Below are 17,595 nucleotides of genomic sequence, written 5' to 3' on the forward strand. Positions count from 1 at the left end.
CAATTACAAATTATTATTAAGAAGAAAGGTGTATTCTAAAAAATTAAATAAATTTATAAAACTTGTAATTATTAAAAGTTTTTAATAAAAGGAACAAAAAAATATCTGCTAAATTGCAGATACTTTTTCTCATTCATTAATTTTTATAACTTCTTTGCCATCATAAAAACCACATTCAGGGCAAATTCTGTGAGGCATTTTCATTTCGTGGCAGTTTGGGCATTCCACTATAGTAGTTTTATTTAATACATAAGAGGATGCTCTCCTTTTATTTTTTCTTTGTTTTGAAGTTTTTCTCTTTGGTACGGCCATTTTCACACCCCCTTATCCTTTAAATACGTCAAGTAATTTAGATAACCTAGGATCTATATTATCTCTATTAGTTTTTTCACTATCACAGTCACAAGGTCCTTGATTTAAATCTTTTCCGCACTTAGGACAAAGACCCTTACAATCTTCTTTGCAAAGACTTTTTAATGGTTTTGTGCTAATAATTGTGGAAATAATTAAATCATCAAGCTTAATGCTTTCATGTTCAATTTTAAAGTATTCATCAATGGAATCTTCATCATAAAAACTTTTGTCCTTATAATTATAGGCCACAAGAGAAGTATTTTCCCTTGGTTTAATATCCTTTAAACATCTTGAACACTTGCATTTAAAGCTATAATCAATATCTAAATCAAGCTCATAACCGTTTGTTAAATTTATAATTTTTCCTTTGTAATTTATGGGAAAGTTTAAATTTAAGTCCTCTATTTCATAGGGGCTTTTTAGTTCATATAAGGATCCTTGAAAGTCAAAGGAGGAATCCTCGCTACTTAAAAAATCTCTTATATTTAATAACATATTCTCACCTCAAAATTACATGCAAATTATTATATAAAATAATTCCTAAAATGTCAAGACTTTAACTGCTTTCTATGGAATTTATTTAACAAGTTTTAATGTTTCTCTTGCTATCATTAATTCTTCATTTGTAGGAATAATAATAAGTTTTATCTTTGAATTATCAGTTGAGATAATTTTGTCTTCTCCCCTAACCTTATTTGCTTCCTTATCAATTTCCGCACCGAAAATCTTAAGACCTTGGCAAATTTTTTCTCTCATTTCAGGAGAATTTTCACCAACTCCTGCTGTAAATACAATACCGTCAACGTGGTCAAGTTCTGTTAAATATGCTCCAATGTATTTTTGAACTCTTTGGGCAAAAATGTCAAGGGCAAGGCTTGCTCTTCCATTTCCCTTTTCAGCCTCTCCTTCAATATCTCTAAAGTCTGAAGAAACACCAGAAATTCCTAATACTCCTGAATTTTTATTTAAAATATTTGTCATTTCTTCTGGGTTTAAATGTTCTTTTCCCATTATAAATGAAAGAATTGCCGGGTCTAAATCTCCTGATCTTGTTCCCATTACAAGGCCTTCAAGAGGGGTAAAGCCCATAGAAGTATCTTTTGATTTTCCATTTTCAACAGCTGTTATTGAAGATCCATTTCCCAAATGACAAGTAACTAAATTTACCTTATTTGGATCAATATTTAAAATTTCTGCTGCCCTATTTGTTACATATTGGTGGCTTGTTCCGTGGAAGCCATAACGTCTAACCTTATATTTTTCATAATATTCATAGGGCAATCCATAAATATATGAAACTGGGGGCATTGATTGGTGAAAAGCAGTGTCAAATACCACAACTTGTTTAACATTAGGAAGAAGTTTTTGGCAGGCTCTAATTCCCATAATATTTGGTGGATTGTGTAGAGGTGCTATTTCTACATTTTCTTCAATTGCCTTCATAACTTCTTCATCAATAATAACTGACTCAGCAAAAGATTCACCGCCATGAACAACTCTATGACCAATTGCTGATATTTCATCAAGGGAATCAATAGTTCCATATTCCTTATTTGTTAAAGAATCCATAACTAAACTTAAGGCTTTTTTATGGTCTTCAATTCCTGTTTCAATAACCTTTTTTTCTTTACCAATAGTTTCGTGCTTAATTCTAGCACCTTCAATTCCGATTCTTTCAACAAGGCCCTTTGCTAAAAGGGATTCATCATTCATATCTATTAATTGATATTTTAAAGATGAAGAACCGCAATTTATAACTAAAATCTTCATACGTCCTCCTAATTTCCAATCATCTTTTTTTAGTGTATAATTTAACATAAATAGTTTATAACATTTGAAAAATTAAGTCAATAATTGGAGGTAATTTATGAAAATTGGGGCTGTAATTTGCGAATATAATCCCTTTCACAAGGGCCACTTATATCAACTTGAAAAAATAAAAAAAGAATTTTCACCTTATGTAATTTGTCTAATGTCCTCAAATTTCACCCAAAGGGGTACTCCTTCAATTATATCAAAATTTGATAGGGCAAAAATTGCCGTTGAAATGGGGGCTAGTCTTGTTTTGGAGCTACCAGTTATCTTTTCCTCTGCAAGTGCTTCAAATTTTGCTTTTGGTGGAGTTTCTATTTTAAATTCCCTAAAAATTGTGGATAGACTTTTTTTTGGTTGCGAAGATGATTACCCTAAACTTGACCTTATTTCAGAGAAAATTTTAAATATGGAAGAGGGAATTTCCCTGAAAAAATATTTAAAAGAAGGTTATTCTTTTATTGAAGCTAAAAATCTTTCAATGAATTTTTTAACTAATGATGAAAAAAATATGCTTTCAAGGGCAAATAATATTTTAGCCATTGAATATATAAATTCTATAAAAAAACTGTCCTCAAATATGACTTATGAAGGTATTTTAAGAAGGGGAAATCCCCACTTATCCCTTGATAGCAAAGGCGATTTTTTATCATCAACTGCTCTCAGAAAGCTAATTTACAAAAATATGGATACAAGTGAATTTCTACCCTACAAATTTAAGGATTTTAAAATTCATAGACCCAATGATTATTTTGAAATCTTTAAGGCAAAAATTCTTTTAGAAAAAATAGATTTTTCTAAATTTATGGACTATGAAGAAGGCCTCGAAAAAAGATTTTTAAAAAATTTAGATGCCAAAAATATTTACGAATTTGTTAATATAGTTAATTCTAAAAGATATACATCTTCAAGAATTTCTAGGCTTATAAATGAAATTCTCCTTGATATAAAAAAGGAAGATGTTAAAAATTCTTTTTCCTATCCATACTTTAGAGTTCTTGCCATGGATAATTTAGGAAAAGAAATCCTAAAGGAAATTAAAGGTGATAAGATTATTAAATTTAAAGATTCTTACGAAAAATCTTCTGGATTTTTAAAAAATATCTTGGATATGGAAGTAAGGGCAAGTAATTTGTACAATCTAAAATTTAATATTTTAAATGAAGACTTTATAAAAAGCCCCTATGTAAAATGATAAATGCTGACTGATTATTTTCTACAATAAAAAAGCCGCTTTCTGCGATTTTCGCATTGAACGGCTTTTAGTATTTTTAAAGTTTTCTAGTGGCAAGCTTATATGAAAAGATTCATATTTGAATTGTCATTATCTTCAATCATTGTTGCAACTCCGCCAACCTTAACTCCATCAATAAGTTCTTCAATTTTTAGTCCCATAATATCCATCGACATTTGGCAGTCTGTAATTTCTACTACCATATCAATTGCTTTTTTAATTAAATCTTCAAGGCTTTTAACACCTTTCTTTTTCATAATGTTTCTAATCATTTTAGGACCCATGCCTAAAAAATTCATTTTTGATAATTTTAACTTTTTACTTCCCTTGGGTAGCATCATTGAAAACATCTTAGACATAAAATCTTTTTTAATATTTTCCGTCCTGTCTTTTCTTAAAATACTCAGACCCCATAAGGTAAAAAACATATGAACCTTATTGCCCATGGCTTGAGCTCCAGTTGCAATTATAAAGGATGCAATAGCCTTATCTAAATCACCGTCAAAAATTATCATGGTTTTTTCTTTTTTGGATGGAAGCTTAATATCTCTTTTAGGCAAGGTAATCTCTTCAGCAATTATTTTGTTGCCCTTTAATATTTTTGCCTTATATTTTTCTCCTGCCCCTTCTTTTTCCAGTAGTGAATTTCCTGTATTTTTATACCAGCTTTCAATATCCCTTATAAATTCAGAATCAGTAGCTGTAACTTCAAGGATATCACCATCTTTCATCTCTTGTATTTTTTTGAAACCCCAACAATGGATCCATGACAGCTTAAACCACAAACATTTAATAACTCAATTATATTGTAGGCTTGTGAATTTTCTACAGCTTCTTTTCCCCCTTCAAATTTATCTTGAGATGTATTTATGGAATCTGCAAAGGAATCCTCTGTTAAATCCATGTAAGTTCTATATCCACCAATTAAATTAGAAACCTTAAATCCCTTTTGTTTTAAAATTCTTTCAGAAATGTATCCCCTTAGGCCTACTGCACAGTAAACTAAATAGTGTTTTTCCTTAGAAAGTTCTCCTAATCTATTTCTAAGTTTAGTTAAAAGAATATTGATTGAAGAAGGAATTGAACCTGCAATAGGTTCTTCTTTTTCCCTCATATCTAAAAGCTGATATTTTTCCTTATTTTCTAAATATTCACTAACTAAAACTGGATCCGTAAGATTTTCCAAAACATTAGTTGCAAGATAACCTACAAAATTCATTGTATCTTTTGCACTTGAATATGGAGGTGCATAAGCTAGTTCAAGTTTACTTAAATCATAAACACTTCCCTTAAAATATATGATTGCGACTAAAGTATCTATTCTCTTATCTACGCCATCATAGCCAACAATTTGTCCCCCTAAAATTTCCCCATCACTTGTAAAAATAAGTTTTATTGTCATTGGTAATGCACCTGGGAAATATCCTGCATGGCTCATTGGATGAAGAATAACTACATAATAATCTTTTTTATAAACATAGCCTTCTCTTTTCAAAATCTTTTCATTTGAACCAACAGCTGAAACAGTTAGGTCAAAAATTCTTGCAACGCTTGTTCCTATAGTGCTCCTATATTTTTCTTCTTTCTTTCCTAGCATATTTGCAGCTACTGCTCTTCCTTGCTTATTTGCTGGTCCTGCTAAGGGAATCATTGTTTCATTTCCATTAATAAAATCTTTTACACCAATTACATCCCCAACAGCGTAAATATCCTTATCATCTGTTTGACATAAATCATCAGCAACAATTCCTCCTCTTTTATTTAAAGAAAAGCCCTCATCTTTTGCAATCTTATTATTAGGCCTTACCCCAATAGATAAAAGGGTCATATCAGTTTCAATTTTTTTTGCCTGGCTTTAAATTAAGAGTTTTGCCATTGTTTTCAGTTCCATCAAAACCCTCATTTAAAAATAATTTTACTCCCTTTTGTATTAAATGATTTTCAACAATTTTTGCCATATCCTTATCAAGGGGCGGCATAACTTGGCTTGCCATTTCAACAAGACTAACATCTAGGCCTCTTTCCACTAAATTTTCTGCCATTTCAAGACCAATAAAGCAACCACCAACAATAACTGCCCTCTTTGGATTTTCTTTTTTTTTATAAAAGCGTCAGTTTTATATACATCATCGATAGTCCATAGGGTAAAGACATTTTTTTCATCAATACCTTTAACTGGAGGCTCAAAGGGACTTGAACCAGTTGACAAAAGAAGTTTATCATAGGATTCTTCATAAACTACATTATTCTTATGATTTAAAACCTTAACTTTTTATTTTCTATGTCAATTTCAAGAACTTCATTTTCACTTCTTATATCTACATTATATTTCTTTTCAATGTCCTCTTCACTTGAAACAAATAGCAATTCTCTATTTGCAATGCTGCCCCATAATAAATTTGATTGCCCTCCTTAATTCCTTCAATAATTCCTAAATCCTTTAATTTTGAAAGATGTTGAGATAAATTTGATTGCCCAATTCCCATACAAAAAATAATTTCGCTAACATTTTTTTCTCCGTTTTTTATAAGCTGATCTAAAACGCAAAGTCTTATAGGATGAGATAAGACCTTTAAAATTTTAGCCTTATTCTTTATAGACTCAATATGCTTGTCATCAATAATATAATCTTTTTCCATAAAACCTCCGCAAAGTTATATTAGCATATTATCATATTCTAATATACTAATTAACCCTAAATAAAAAAAGCTCTAATATAAATTAAGAGCTTTAAAAGGTTTTTTATTAACTTTTGGGATAAACTATCCCCTTAATTCTTGTCTATTTTCATTAAGCATTTTGATAATCTCTGAAAGGTTAACTTGTGTGTTTTCTAAAAGATTGTCTGCATAATCTCTAGCCCCTTCTCTAACTTGTGTAGATTCTTCGTGAGCCCTCTTCAAAATTTCATCTGCCCTATTTTTTGCTTCAATAACAAGTTCATTTTCATCAATCACTTTTTCAGCATGAGCCTTAGCTTGAGATAAAATCTTATCTGCTTCATCATGAGCTCCAGCAATAATATTTTCCTTATCTTCAGAAATCTTCTTTGCATCAGAAATTTCTCCTGGCATTTGTGCTTTTATTTCCTTGATAACATCCATAAATTCTTCTCTATCAATCATAACTTTACCTGTAAGCGGAATTTGACTTGCTGTTTCAAGTAAATCTTCCATTTCATTAACTAAATCTGTTAAACTCATTTTTTTACCTCCTAAGTAATTTTTCCTTCATTGCTTTTCCCACAAGTTCTGGAACAAAAAGTGTTAAATCTCCGTCAAATTGTGCAACTTCTTTGGCAAGAGATGAACTTACAAATAATTTTTCATTTGAACCTAATAAAAATACTGTTTCAATCCCATCCTTATAGTGCATATTTGCCATTGCTAGAGTATATTCACTAAAATAATCGCTAGCAGATCTTAAGCCCCTAACAATTACCTTGCAGTCCTTTTTCTTAGCATAGTCCACAAGTAGACCCTTAAAGGAATCAATTTCAATATTTTCATCATCTATAAGTAAAGCTCTTAAAAATTCAAGTCTTTCTTCTGTTGTAAAAAGGGATTTTTTTGAAACATTATCAAGAACAGCAACAATAACCTGTCCAAAAATTTCCTTTGCCCTTTTAATTATATCCAGATGACCATTAGTAACAGGATCAAAACTCCCTGCATATATTACCTTCATTTGTCCTCCCATATGGAAATAGTAACCTTTCCATACTTTTTACTCTGCATTTCAGAAAATAATCCTTCCCTAAAAATTTTCATATCAGAATCATGTTCAATAATTAATTTTCCATTACTTTTTAAAAGTTTCCTTTCTGAAATTATTTTAAAGCTTTTAAGATAGTAGTCCTCATTTGCAAATGGAGGATCCATATAAATATATTGAAAGCTATTGGAAGCAAAAGAATTTAAAGCTTTTTTGTAATCACTTTTAATAAATTTAATCTTGTCGTGAGCTTTTAAAATCTCAGAATTTCTTAAAACAGCTTCCTTAGAATCCCTTGCCCTATCAACAAAATATATAAAATCGGCCCCTCTTGATAAAAATTCAAAGCCGTTAATTCCGCTGCCGCAAAATAAATCTAAAACATCTCCACCATTAAAATACTGGCCCAAAGTATTAAAGACACTTTCCCTAACCCTATCAAGGCTGGGCCTTGTTTGCAGACCCTTAGGAGCAAAAAGTTTTCTGGATGAAAATTCTCCTGCAATAATTCTCATACTTCCCCCATTTAATATTATTTTAACATAATACTTTACTTTTAGAAAGGGTTTAAGGATTTATAAATAAAATTTTAAGCGTCCTTTTCAATTAGTTTGCTATTCGCAACATCATAAGTATATTCAATGTCTTGGCCACTTGCATTCTCAAATTCCAATTCTAGTTCAAGTTTTCCATCATCAAAGGAAAGACTAGCTTTAAAAAGACTATAGTCAGCTCCTACATCCTTTGCAGCTTCTTCTACAAGTGAATCAATAGCTTCTAACATTGCCCCAACAATAACCCTAGTATCATCAGTTTTTCCTCTTTTTGTCTTATCCTTTATTACACTTAAATCTTCTGCATTAAGATTTACTTCATATTTATTTTCAGCGTCATAACCTTCAATTTCAAAAGTAACTACATTTTTCTTCTTATTTGCTTCAAAAGAAAATTCATTAACATTTGAATTTGGGTGTAATTCCATATATTTATTAAAGGCATCTGCCTTAGATGTTATTGTTTTTTGAATATCAAGAGAAGCATTTTGATTTGCTTCTTGACCAGCAATTTCTCCATTTTCTTTCTTATTATTAGTCTGTGCATTTGTACTTACATTTGCCTTATTGCTTTCAATATTTGCAGAAGCATTTGTAGATGCACCTGCATTTTTTTCAGCTCCACAAGCTGTTAATAGGGCTAGAGATACTGCTAATATTAAAATTTTTTTCATTAATTTTCTCCTATGCTAAAAATTCGCTATAAATTGAGTTAATAGCCTTTGCAAAATCATTTTCGTCAATTCCAACTATAATATTCATTTCTGATGAACCTTGGATAATCATTTGAATATTTACATTATTTTCAGCCAAGGCCTTAAATAATTTTGCTGATGCCCCAACGTGTCTAATCATTCCCCTACCCACAACAGAAATAAGGGCAATTCCCTTTGTGATCTTTATCTTATCCGGCCTTACAAAACTTTTAATTTCACTGACAAGTGAATCAGTATGTCCAGTTAAATATTTGTCGGCAATTATTAGAGATACGGAATCAATGCTTGAAGGCATATGTTCAAGAGGCACATTATTAACTTCTAAAACAGACATAAGCTTTCTGTGAAAGCCCTTGTCCTTATTCATCTTAGTTTTTTCAATATTAATTACTGTAAAATTCTTTCTTCCAGCAATTCCCGTAACTCCCCTGTCATTTTTAGAAAGTTTTTTTGAATCATCAGGAAGAATTAAAGTCCCTTCATCTTGAGGGGCAAAAGTATTTTTAATTACAACAGGAATGCCCGCCTTTGAAACTGGTAAAATTGCTTCTTCATGAAGAATAGAAGCCCCAGCATAAGATAGCTCCCTTAGTTCCCTATAAGTTATAATTTCAATATGTCTTGGGTCTTTAACAATAGTTGGATCTGCACTCATAAATCCAGAAACGTCAGTCCAGTTTTCATATAGGTTAGCCTTTAAACCACTAGCTATAATTGAGCCCGTTAAATCTCCTCCACCTCTTGAAAAAGTTCTAATATTCCCGTCTTCATCTTCACCATAAAATCCAGGAATAACATAGGAATCACCACTTTCCCTTAATTTGTAGATGCTAATATAGGATTTTTCATCTAAAAAATTGCCTTCCCTATCAAAAAATATAAGATCCTTTGCATCCATAAATTTATAGCCTAAATAAGAAGCGAGAATCTTTGCATTAATATATTCTCCCCTTGAGGCCATATATTCCTTTGTGACAGATGAGCTCAAATCATTATTTAATTTTTTTAGCTCCATATCTATATCAAAATCAATATTTAAAGTGCTAACAATTTCTCTATACTTATTTTCAATTGATTCTAAAATTTCTGTGTAATTAATTTTGTGACTTGCAAGATCATAAGCTAAATAAAGTAAATCTGTAATCTTTGTATCATTTGAACTAACCTTTCCCGGAGCAGAAGCAACAATAAATTTTCTGTCAGGAGAAGATTTTATAATATCATAAACCTTTTTATAAGTATCTGAGTAAGCTAGTGATGAACCACCAAATTTTGAAACAACAATTTTCATCTCATTTCCTCCCAATTATTACAATTGTAAAGTTAAAAAATAATTAAGTCAATAGTTAATTAGATTATAGCTCTTTCTAAAGATTGTATTAAACGGATTTTTAATTTACAGAAAATAAATAATTCAATAATAATTTAAAATAATCTTGACAAAAGCCAAGCTGATTTATATAATATATTTTGTTGTAAACACAATTTGCACCTTTAGCTCAGATGGTAGAGCAACTGACTCTTAATCAGTGGGCCCAGGGTTCGAGTCCCTGAAGGTGCACCATATAAAGCCTTGTAATTTTAATATTATAAGGCTTTTCTTCTAATATGACCAAAATAATTAAAAATTGGCTGAAAAAAAAAGATCACTCCATACCTTCTCTATAGATCTATTATTATTTAATTTAATTTTTTTTAATTTATTATAATGTTAATTTGCAATAATTATTGCGACACTTAGCTTAATAAATTTAATTCATGTATAAAACGTTCAAATGGTGTATCAAACTCTAGACATTTTCTCGGTCTAGAGTTTATTTTATAAATAGCATCTATTAAATCTTCCTCTTCGATTTTAGCTAAATCAGTTTTCTTAGGAAAAAATTCTTTAAGTAAACCATTGCTATTTTCGTTAGTTCCCCTTTGCCAAGCACTATATGGATCTGCGAAATAAAAGTCTATATTTAATTTACTTTCTATATCTTCATAACAAGCAAATTCTTTACCTCTATCTGAAGTGAATGTCTTGAATGCTCCTTGTGGCAATTCTTTTGTTAAAGTGTGTATTGCATCTAACATAGATTCTTTACTGCGATCAGGCATTTTTATTGCAAAATATGCACGAGTCTTCATTTCTGCAAACGTCGCTAAACATCCTTTACTTTTACCTCTAGATGACACTACTGTATCAAGCTCCCAATGACCAAATTCCACACGTTTTTTACAACTTGGGGTCTTTTAGAAATAGATGTTCCTATATTAAATTTACCTCTTGTTTCTTTAGCTTTTAAAGATTTTCCTTTTCTCCTTAAGACTTTAACTGATACATCTAAAAGCCCTTTATATAGCCAATTATATATTGTTTTAAAGCTTAATTCACCTCTAAAACATCGTCCTATTATTTGTTCAGGGAACCAGGTGGCCTCTAGCTTTTCCTTTGATAAATTCTTTTAAATCGTCAGTAAATTTTGACTTTCTACCTTTGCTTTTAGAATTAATAGAATAATCAAGATTAGCCTTTTTCGCATTGTATTTGTCTTTGCATCTTTTTAGCTCTCTACTAATTGATGAATGATGATAACCTAATATTTTTGCTATTTTTCTGGCCGAGTAACCTTCATTATTTAAAACCTCTATTTTATTTCTACAATCCATGGTAATATATTTATGACTCATAACAATCTCCTTCATGTCTATGTTTTGTGGTAATTACATTTTACATGAATTGATTTTGTTATGGGTTTTTATTTTATATTAGTGTCGCATTTAATTTTACAATCTATCATAAAAAATGAAATAAATAACCAATAAGTAGGTCTATAAGTAAGCATAATTTACCTCCAACTTGATTTGATATTTTTTTAATTAATATTATATATCATTTCACATAAAAGGTTTAGGGGCAATTGACAAATGAATTATTTTAATTTAAGATAAAGTAGAATTTGCAGGAGTGCTGGAATTGGCAGACAGGCATGTCTCAGAAGCATGTTCGCATTGCGGGTGAGGGTTCAAGTCCCTTCTCCTGCACCATTTTTGTATTTATTAGATAAATTTCCGCAAAAAAATAGCCTAGTTTTTTACTAAGCTATTTTTTATAATTATTTAACTTCTTGCAAATACTTACTTATGATTCTATAGGAATTTTCTTTTTCAAATTCCGAAATAAGTCCTGCTGAAGATAAAATATATCTCTTATCTAATAGATATTTTGGATTTTTTACCTTTAAATATGAATCATCAAGTGCTTTTAAGGAGTCAAAAATAAATTTTGGATTGGGAGAATTTATTATTACTCCACCTGTTCCGATAAATTCTTTAACTTCACTTAAATCTTTTCCTGACTGCTCATAAATATATCTTGTTTTAGTTGGGATTTTTTTCAGCTTACCAATGTGTCTTGATAGGGCTGTTTTAGCTGCTAAAAACCCAAGTAGTTCGTCAAATTTTTCTTCATCCCTGGATTCCGCAATGAAATCTGGATGATTAAATCTTTTTTGACATCTTTCTAAGGCATCTGGAAATCCATAATCACGAAATATTTCTGGTCCCAAGGACTCAAAAAGTGCCGTTGCTGAATATCTCATGCCCATATCTCCCTCAACTGTTCTTTTTTCAAAGGGTTCATCAATTTCAGGTGGAATTATATTTTCTTTTCCCTTATATGATACTCCTAGTGAATAAACATCAGTTGTGGCTCCGCCAATATCAATGGCTATAATTTCAGCATTTTTAAATTTACCGTAATTTGTTACGGCTTTTTGGACAGCAATAGGTGTTGGCAAAAATATTTCACATTTTTGGGATAGGGATAAAATCCCCTTTGCCCTTGTAATAGTTTCTATAAAAATTTTACCTATTACTTCCCTTAAAGGCTTGTAATTTATAACATTTACATTTGGCATTACATTTTCTGTAAAGCTAAGATTCATTTTAGAATCTTTAAATATTTCTCTTATCTCATCATTTGCGTAACTATTTCCGCACACTAATAATGGGAAGGGAAAATTTCTCTTAGCTATTTTTTTTGCATTAAAAATTATATTTGATGAATTTCCGCCATCTGTTCCCCCACAAAGAAGAAGAATATCAGGCTTATATTTTTCAATCTCATCAAGTTTTTCATCAGTAAGTTCATAATAATATTCACGCAAAATTCTGGCTCCACTGGATAGTGAAGCTGCTTTTAAAGCGTAAGTTGTGAGATTTTTAGAAAATCCCACAACCACTACTTTTAAACCTCCAGATGCTGATGAGGCTCCTAAAAACCTATCATATTTTTCTGAAGATATTTGTCTTAATTTTTTGTAGGCCTTATTGAAACCTTCATTTACATCAGTTTCAACCGTTGTATAAGACCAAGCAGATGCAAGAATTTTACACATTTCTGTGTCAATTAGATTTAATTTAGTGTATGTTGAACCTACATCTACTAATAAATATTTCATCTCAATTTTTCATCTACAATTCCCATGATTTCTTCATGGTTTACATTTACTTCATCAAGAGTTTTTGCCATTTTTTCTTCAAGACTTTTTCTATAAGCTTCGTCTTTTAAAGAATTTAAATTAATTTTAACATTTAAGAAAGCACCTTCTGCTGCAGCCTTAATATTTATTAGGGCAACTGCAACATCAGTTATGGCATTTGCATTTCCATTTTCTGCAAGTTCTTTTGCATAGGGATAAAGATCTGTTACTCCCATTCCTAGGCTTAGAGGAACTTCAATAGCAATCTTATATTCCTTTTGTATTTTTTCTGACCTCGCAGCTTTTTCTTCTTCTGTTTCCTTTGGCATCTTCATTGCATCCATAACTCCGTTAAAAGAGTTTGCATCTTTATCTATTGCATCAACAAATTTATCCTTGTATTCAGCACAAGCCTTTGCAATTTCTTCTGCCCTTGGTGAAAATTCCATATATTTTTTCTTACCAACTGTTAAATTTCCAACCATTGCAAGAAGAGATGCAGCCATTGCAGCATTAAGAGCTGCAATTGATCCACCACCTGGTGCTGGTGAATTGGAAGCTGTTTCGTCAGCAAATTCTACTATATTTAAATCTTTAAGCATATTTCCTCCTAGAATAGACCTGTAATCTTACCGTTCTTATCAATGTCCATATTTTCTGCTGCAGGTTTTTTAGGTAGGCCTGGCATAATCATAATGTTTGAAGTTTCAACAACTATAAATCCTGCTCCGTTTGAAACTCTAACAGTTTTAATTTCAATATCAAAATCTGTTGGTGCTCCTACAATGTTTTTATCATCAGTGAAGGAGAATTGTGTTTTTGCAACGCAGATTGGAAGTTTATCAAGACCAAGTTCTTCAAGTTTTTTAACTTGCTTTTTAGCCGCTGCTGTAAACACAACTTTGCTACCCCTATAAATTTCAGTAACAATTTTGTTTAATTTATTGGAAATTGTATCTTCAGCATCATATAAGAATTTAAATTCTGACTTTTCTTTTTCAGTCAATTCCACTAATTTTTTAGCCAAATCTTCTGCACCTTCGCCGCCTTTTTCCCAACATTGACAAAGAGAAATTTCTACGTTAAGTTCCTTACAAAGAGCTTCAAGTTTTTCAATTTCTGCAGGAGTGTCATTTACAAATTGGTTAATGGCAACAACAACTGGCACACCAAATTTTCTCATATTTTCAACGTGACGTTTTAAATTAGCAAAACCTTTTTCAAGTGCCTCAACATTTTCATCCTTTAATTCTTTTTTGTCCATGCCTCCGTGCATCTTAAGGGCCCTTATTGTTGCAACAATAACAGCTGCATCAGGAGAAATGCCTGCCATTCTGCACTTAATATCCATGAATTTTTCAGCACCAAGGTCAGCACCGAAACCTGCTTCTGTAACTGCATATTCAGAAGTTTTTAAGGCGATTTTTGTTGCTAAAACTGAATTGCAGCCATGAGCAATATTTGCAAATGGTCCGCCATGAATTATTGCTGGTGTATTTTCAAGAGTTTGAACAAGATTTGGTTTTAAAGCATCTTTTAATAGCATTGTAACAGCACCTTGAATATTTAGGTCAGAAACAAATACAGGCTTTCCGCCTCTATTATAAGCAACAACCATCTTACCAATTTTTTCTTTTAAGTCTTCTAAATCATCTGAAAGGCAAAGTGTAGCCATAATTTCAGAAGCAACAGTTATCATAAAATGATCTTCTCTTGGAACACCATCAGCTTTTTTGCCAAGGGATATAACAATATTTCTCAATGATCTATCATTCATATCCAAAACCCTATTCCATGTGATATTGTTAATATCAATCTCAAGAGCATTGCCTTGGTGAATGTGGTTATCTAAGCAAGCTGAAATTAAATTATTGGCTGCAGTTATTGCATGAAGATCACCAGTAAAATGAAGATTAATATCTTCCATAGGAATAACTTGGGCATATCCGCCACCTGTTGCCCCACCCTTAACCCCAAAAACAGGTCCTAGGGATGGTTCTCTTAAAGCAACAACAGATTTTTTTCCAATTCTATTAAAGGCTTGAGAAAGACCTATTGATACTGTTGATTTTCCTTCTCCAGCTGCAGTTGGAGAAATTGCAGTAACTAAAATTAATTGTCCGCTTTTATTTTCTTTTAATCTATTAATTGCTTCCCAAGAAATTTTTGCCTTATATTTACCATAAAGTTCTATATCATCTATTGAAAGGCCAATTTTTTCTGCTATCTTATCTATTTTTTCAATTTTAGCTTCGTCAGCTATTTCAATGTCTGTTTTAAATTCCATATTTATTCCTCAATCAAAAGAGTTTCAAGAACTTGAGATTCTTTTAAATCTTCAATTTGCATATAATATGCAGCAGATTCAATTAAAGCTCTTAAGGGAAGAAGACCAATAAGTTCTGTATTCGCAACGCTAACACCATAACGTCTTGCTTCAGCTTTTACCATTTCAAGAGCTTGATAAATTCTTGTCTTTTCAAAATTCACAAGGTTCATTGAAACTTGAACTTGTCCTTTTTCTTCAAGAGAAAGTCCAATTGCCTTTACATATCTTAAGCCGCCGCCAATGTGACGAACTTTTTTAGCAATTTTGTCAGCAATTTCAAGGTCATCAGTTCTTAAGTTTACATTGAAAGCTACCAAATGGAATCTTGCTCCAACAGCAGTACAACCAGATTTTTCATTCATTTCGTTTGGACCAAAATCAGGTTTCCATGCTGGATCTTTAATCTTTTCAAAGAAGCCTTCATATTGACCTTTTCTTACTTTTGCAAGATTCTTTCTGTCAGGAGATGTTGCTGCATCTTCATATAGATAAACAGGAATTCCCATATCTCCAATTGCTTTTCCAACTTCTTTTGCAAGTTCAACACATTCTTCAGTAGTCATTTCTGTTACTGGTACAAAAGGTACAACATCAACTGCACCCATTCTTGGGTGTGCTCCCTTATGAGTAGTCATATCAATAAGATCTTTAGCTACTTTTACAGATTCAATAACTGCATCTACTACTTCTTTGGGACTGCCAATAACTTCAACAACAAGTCTGTTATGGTCAGCATCTGGTTGATAATCAATAAGTTTTACATTTTCTTTTGCACGAAAACATTCTGTAATTTTTTCTATTTTTTGTAAGTCTCTTCCTTCAGAATAGTTGGGAATGCACATTACTCTTTTCATTTATAAATCCTCCTTAGATTAAGTCTAATTCTGTTTTGCTTACAACTTCTTCAAGTAATTTACCACTATTAATTGCGTCAGTTGCCTTTTCTAATTCGTCATATATTTCAATGTCTTTGTCTTGTTCAATAAATTTAACAAATTCTCTCATCGTATCATAAGCTGCTTGTGTTCCCTTGCCAAGATGAAGTTTTCCTTCTTCCATTTCTTCTCTAAAGTCGATTGCTTGACAAGCTATCATAAGTTCTGTACTTAATATTCTCTTTACATTAAATACAACTTCACGAACTTTTCTTGATGCCCAATTACCCATTGATACAAAGTCTTCTTGGTTTTCACAAGATGTAATTGAGTCAACAGAGGCTGGGTGAGATAAAGTTTTGTTTTCTGAAGCTAAAGCTGCTGCTGCATATTGAGTAATCATAAATCCTGAATTTAAGCCAGGGTGTTTTACCAAGAAAGAAGGCATGCCCGAAAGAGTTGTGTTGACTAATCTTTCAATTCTTCTTTCTGAAATGTTTCCAAGTTCTGAAACTGCTATTGCCAAGAAGTCAAGAGGTTGAGCCATTAATTCCCCATGAAAATTACCACCACTTATTACAAGACCATCTCCTGTAACAATTGGGTTATCAGTTGCTGAATTTAATTCAATTTCAACTTTTTCTTTTACGTAGGCAATTGTATCCTTACTTGCACCATGAACTTGTGGCATACATCTGAAAGTATAAGCATCTTGAACTCTAATTTCAGCAGTGTGTGTTACATAAGTTGAGTCTTCTAATAGAGATCTTAAATTTTTAGCTGTTGCAAGAGAGCCCTTGTGAGGTCTAATTGTGTGTAGTTTTTCCCAAAAAGCATCTATAATTCCTCTTGCACTTTCAACAGAAAGGGCACCAGCAATGTCAGCAATCTTTGCAAGATTAATTGCATCATATGTTGCTAAGGCACCTGTTGCAGTTAAAACTGTAGTACCATTAATAAGAGCAAGGCCTTCTTTTGCAGCCAGTTTCATAGTTTTTATTCCTGCTTTTTCCATAGCCATATCTCCTCTTAAAAGTACTCCTTCATAATATGCTTTGCCAAGGCCTAGCATTGGAAGAACCATATGAGCGAGTGGTGCTAAGTCTCCACTTGCTCCTAAAGATCCTTTTTCAGGAATAAATGGAACAACATTTTTATTCAACATTTCAACTAATTTTTCAATAGTTTCGTATCTAATTCCTGATACGCCTTTTAATAGAGAGTTAATTCTAATTAAGATGACGGCTCTAGTTTCATCTTCAGGAAGTGGATTGCCATAGCCAGAAGCATGAGTTCTGATTAGGTTTTCTTGAAGCTGAGCATTATCTTCTTTAGAAATGCTTACACGAGAAAGAGAACCGAAACCCGTGTTGATTCCATATACAACTCTTTCTTCTTCAACAATTTCTTCAACAAATTTACGAGAATCTAAAACACTTTGTTTTGCACTAGGATCAATAGAAACTTCAGCATGATTTCTTGATACTTCTACTAATTCTTCTAATGTTAAATCATTACCTGTTAAAACAACTTTCATA

At 31.7% G+C, this 17,595-nt stretch carries 18 protein-coding genes, 2 tRNA genes and 1 pseudogene; 3 read left to right on the top strand and 18 right to left on the bottom strand.

Annotation, left to right across the window (positions count from 1 at the left end):
- Window positions 1–129: 129 nt before the first annotated feature.
- The 3 genes from rpmF to BQ4446_RS06730 form a co-directional block, all read right to left on the bottom strand.
- Entirely contained in the window at window positions 130–312 is a 183-nt protein-coding gene (gene rpmF / locus BQ4446_RS06720; protein WP_071027772.1) for a 50S ribosomal protein L32, read from the bottom strand.
- 12 nt (window positions 313–324) lie between these two features.
- On the bottom strand, window positions 325–849 hold the full coding sequence (locus tag BQ4446_RS06725; RefSeq protein WP_071027774.1) for a YceD family protein: 525 nt from the start codon (window positions 847–849) through the stop codon (window positions 325–327).
- 81 nt (window positions 850–930) lie between these two features.
- Window positions 931–2,124, bottom strand: a complete 1,194-nt coding sequence (locus BQ4446_RS06730) for an acetate/propionate family kinase (RefSeq protein WP_071027778.1) — start codon at window positions 2,122–2,124, stop codon at window positions 931–933.
- 97 nt (window positions 2,125–2,221) lie between these two features.
- Here BQ4446_RS06730 and BQ4446_RS06735 point away from each other — a divergent pair, with 97 nt between their 5' ends.
- Window positions 2,222–3,361, top strand: a complete 1,140-nt coding sequence (locus tag BQ4446_RS06735; protein WP_071027780.1) for a tRNA(Met) cytidine acetate ligase — start codon at window positions 2,222–2,224, stop codon at window positions 3,359–3,361.
- A 98-nt stretch (window positions 3,362–3,459) separates the two neighbouring features.
- On the opposite strand, the gene BQ4446_RS06740 is transcribed toward BQ4446_RS06735, so the two are convergent.
- The 9 genes from BQ4446_RS06740 to BQ4446_RS06785 form a co-directional block, all read right to left on the bottom strand.
- A complete protein-coding gene (locus tag BQ4446_RS06740) occupies window positions 3,460–4,131 on the bottom strand; it encodes a DsrE/DsrF/DrsH-like family protein (RefSeq protein ID WP_071027782.1) in 672 nt (223 codons plus the stop codon).
- Window positions 4,128–5,228, bottom strand: a complete 1,101-nt coding sequence (locus BQ4446_RS06745) for a rhodanese-like domain-containing protein (protein WP_071027784.1) — start codon at window positions 5,226–5,228, stop codon at window positions 4,128–4,130. The genes BQ4446_RS06740 and BQ4446_RS06745 overlap by 4 nt, the downstream gene beginning before the upstream one ends.
- 7 nt (window positions 5,229–5,235) lie before the next feature.
- On the bottom strand, window positions 5,236–5,472 hold the full coding sequence (locus BQ4446_RS08760) for an NAD(P)/FAD-dependent oxidoreductase (protein WP_083329053.1): 237 nt from the start codon (window positions 5,470–5,472) through the stop codon (window positions 5,236–5,238).
- 246 nt (window positions 5,473–5,718) lie between these two features.
- Complete coding sequence (locus BQ4446_RS06760; protein WP_083329054.1) at window positions 5,719–6,039, bottom strand: ArsR/SmtB family transcription factor; 321 nt, start codon at window positions 6,037–6,039, stop codon at window positions 5,719–5,721.
- Between the two features lie 123 nt (window positions 6,040–6,162).
- A complete protein-coding gene (locus tag BQ4446_RS06765) occupies window positions 6,163–6,603 on the bottom strand; it encodes an ATP synthase subunit B family protein (protein WP_071027788.1) in 441 nt (146 codons plus the stop codon).
- 4 nt (window positions 6,604–6,607) lie between these two features.
- Window positions 6,608–7,087: a pantetheine-phosphate adenylyltransferase gene (gene coaD, locus BQ4446_RS06770; RefSeq protein WP_071027790.1), complete on the bottom strand. Its 480-nt coding sequence runs from the start codon at window positions 7,085–7,087 to the stop codon at window positions 6,608–6,610.
- Window positions 7,084–7,629 (bottom strand): 16S rRNA (guanine(966)-N(2))-methyltransferase RsmD, encoded by a 546-nt coding sequence (gene rsmD, locus BQ4446_RS06775; protein WP_071027793.1) that lies wholly within the window; start codon window positions 7,627–7,629, stop codon window positions 7,084–7,086. Before rsmD ends, coaD begins: the two co-directional genes overlap by 4 nt.
- 74 nt (window positions 7,630–7,703) lie before the next feature.
- Window positions 7,704–8,342 carry a putative periplasmic lipoprotein gene (locus tag BQ4446_RS06780; RefSeq protein WP_071027795.1) on the bottom strand — a complete coding sequence of 213 codons (639 nt, stop codon included), beginning with the start codon at window positions 8,340–8,342 and terminating at the stop codon, window positions 7,704–7,706.
- Between the two features lie 10 nt (window positions 8,343–8,352).
- Window positions 8,353–9,675, bottom strand: coding sequence for an aspartate kinase (locus BQ4446_RS06785; protein WP_071027796.1), 1,323 nt, complete (start codon window positions 9,673–9,675; stop codon window positions 8,353–8,355).
- 197 nt (window positions 9,676–9,872) lie between these two features.
- Here BQ4446_RS06785 and BQ4446_RS06790 point away from each other — a divergent pair.
- Window positions 9,873–9,948: transfer RNA gene (locus BQ4446_RS06790), tRNA-Lys, on the top strand.
- Window positions 9,949–10,121: 173 nt separating this feature from the next.
- On the opposite strand, the pseudogene BQ4446_RS06795 reads toward BQ4446_RS06790, so the two are convergent.
- Window positions 10,122–11,060 (bottom strand): annotated as a pseudogene (locus BQ4446_RS06795) (IS30 family transposase).
- 271 nt (window positions 11,061–11,331) lie between these two features.
- On the opposite strand from BQ4446_RS06795, the gene BQ4446_RS06800 reads away from it, so the two are divergent.
- Window positions 11,332–11,417 (top strand) — tRNA-Leu (locus BQ4446_RS06800).
- Window positions 11,418–11,485: 68 nt separating this feature from the next.
- Here the strand turns inward: BQ4446_RS06800 and BQ4446_RS06805 are convergent.
- Genes BQ4446_RS06805 through hutH form a run of 5 tightly spaced genes read right to left on the bottom strand, consistent with a single transcriptional unit; the run spans window position 11,486 to window position 17,594 of the window.
- Window positions 11,486–12,832, bottom strand: a complete 1,347-nt coding sequence (locus BQ4446_RS06805; protein WP_071027798.1) for a glutamate mutase L — start codon at window positions 12,830–12,832, stop codon at window positions 11,486–11,488.
- Window positions 12,829–13,455 (bottom strand): cyclodeaminase/cyclohydrolase family protein, encoded by a 627-nt coding sequence (locus BQ4446_RS06810; RefSeq protein WP_071027799.1) that lies wholly within the window; start codon window positions 13,453–13,455, stop codon window positions 12,829–12,831. The genes BQ4446_RS06805 and BQ4446_RS06810 overlap by 4 nt, the downstream gene beginning before the upstream one ends.
- A gap of 8 nt (window positions 13,456–13,463) precedes the next feature.
- Window positions 13,464–15,140 (bottom strand): formate--tetrahydrofolate ligase, encoded by a 1,677-nt coding sequence (locus tag BQ4446_RS06815; protein WP_071027801.1) that lies wholly within the window; start codon window positions 15,138–15,140, stop codon window positions 13,464–13,466.
- Window positions 15,141–15,142: 2 nt separating this feature from the next.
- Complete coding sequence (gene ftcD, locus BQ4446_RS06820; protein ID WP_071027803.1) at window positions 15,143–16,036, bottom strand: glutamate formimidoyltransferase; 894 nt, start codon at window positions 16,034–16,036, stop codon at window positions 15,143–15,145.
- A 13-nt stretch (window positions 16,037–16,049) separates the two neighbouring features.
- Entirely contained in the window at window positions 16,050–17,594 is a 1,545-nt protein-coding gene (hutH, locus tag BQ4446_RS06825) for a histidine ammonia-lyase (protein WP_071027806.1), read from the bottom strand.
- Window position 17,595: the final 1 nt, after the last annotated feature.

It is taken from the genome of Peptoniphilus raoultii (genome assembly GCF_900099555.1).
GTDB lineage: Bacteria > Bacillota > Clostridia > Tissierellales > Peptoniphilaceae > Peptoniphilus_A > Peptoniphilus_A raoultii.

What these genes read in the sequence shown, in the direction of transcription:
- coaD (WP_071027790.1), bottom strand. Translation starts at nt 7,087, where the DNA reads ATGAAGGTAATATATGCAGGGAGTTTTGATCCTGTTACTAATGGTCAT.
- BQ4446_RS06725 (WP_071027774.1), bottom strand. Translation starts at nt 849, where the DNA reads ATGTTATTAAATATAAGAGATTTTTTAAGTAGCGAGGATTCCTCCTTT.
- BQ4446_RS06765 (WP_071027788.1), bottom strand. Translation starts at nt 6,603, where the DNA reads ATGAGTTTAACAGATTTAGTTAATGAAATGGAAGATTTACTTGAAACA.
- BQ4446_RS06730 (WP_071027778.1), bottom strand. Translation starts at nt 2,124, where the DNA reads ATGAAGATTTTAGTTATAAATTGCGGTTCTTCATCTTTAAAATATCAA.
- BQ4446_RS06810 (WP_071027799.1), bottom strand. Translation starts at nt 13,455, where the DNA reads ATGCTTAAAGATTTAAATATAGTAGAATTTGCTGACGAAACAGCTTCC.
- BQ4446_RS06785 (WP_071027796.1), bottom strand. Translation starts at nt 9,675, where the DNA reads ATGAAAATTGTTGTTTCAAAATTTGGTGGTTCATCACTAGCTTACTCA.
- hutH (WP_071027806.1), bottom strand. Translation starts at nt 17,594, where the DNA reads ATGAAAGTTGTTTTAACAGGTAATGATTTAACATTAGAAGAATTAGTA.
- BQ4446_RS06780 (WP_071027795.1), bottom strand. Translation starts at nt 8,342, where the DNA reads ATGAAAAAAATTTTAATATTAGCAGTATCTCTAGCCCTATTAACAGCT.
- rsmD (WP_071027793.1), bottom strand. Translation starts at nt 7,629, where the DNA reads ATGAGAATTATTGCAGGAGAATTTTCATCCAGAAAACTTTTTGCTCCT.
- BQ4446_RS06815 (WP_071027801.1), bottom strand. Translation starts at nt 15,140, where the DNA reads ATGGAATTTAAAACAGACATTGAAATAGCTGACGAAGCTAAAATTGAA.
- BQ4446_RS06805 (WP_071027798.1), bottom strand. Translation starts at nt 12,832, where the DNA reads ATGAAATATTTATTAGTAGATGTAGGTTCAACATACACTAAATTAAAT.
- BQ4446_RS06740 (WP_071027782.1), bottom strand. Translation starts at nt 4,131, where the DNA reads ATGAAAGATGGTGATATCCTTGAAGTTACAGCTACTGATTCTGAATTT.
- BQ4446_RS06760 (WP_083329054.1), bottom strand. Translation starts at nt 6,039, where the DNA reads ATGGAAAAAGATTATATTATTGATGACAAGCATATTGAGTCTATAAAG.
- rpmF (WP_071027772.1), bottom strand. Translation starts at nt 312, where the DNA reads ATGGCCGTACCAAAGAGAAAAACTTCAAAACAAAGAAAAAATAAAAGG.
- BQ4446_RS06735 (WP_071027780.1), top strand. Translation starts at nt 2,222, where the DNA reads ATGAAAATTGGGGCTGTAATTTGCGAATATAATCCCTTTCACAAGGGC.
- ftcD (WP_071027803.1), bottom strand. Translation starts at nt 16,036, where the DNA reads ATGAAAAGAGTAATGTGCATTCCCAACTATTCTGAAGGAAGAGACTTA.
- BQ4446_RS06745 (WP_071027784.1), bottom strand. Translation starts at nt 5,228, where the DNA reads ATGACCCTTTTATCTATTGGGGTAAGGCCTAATAATAAGATTGCAAAA.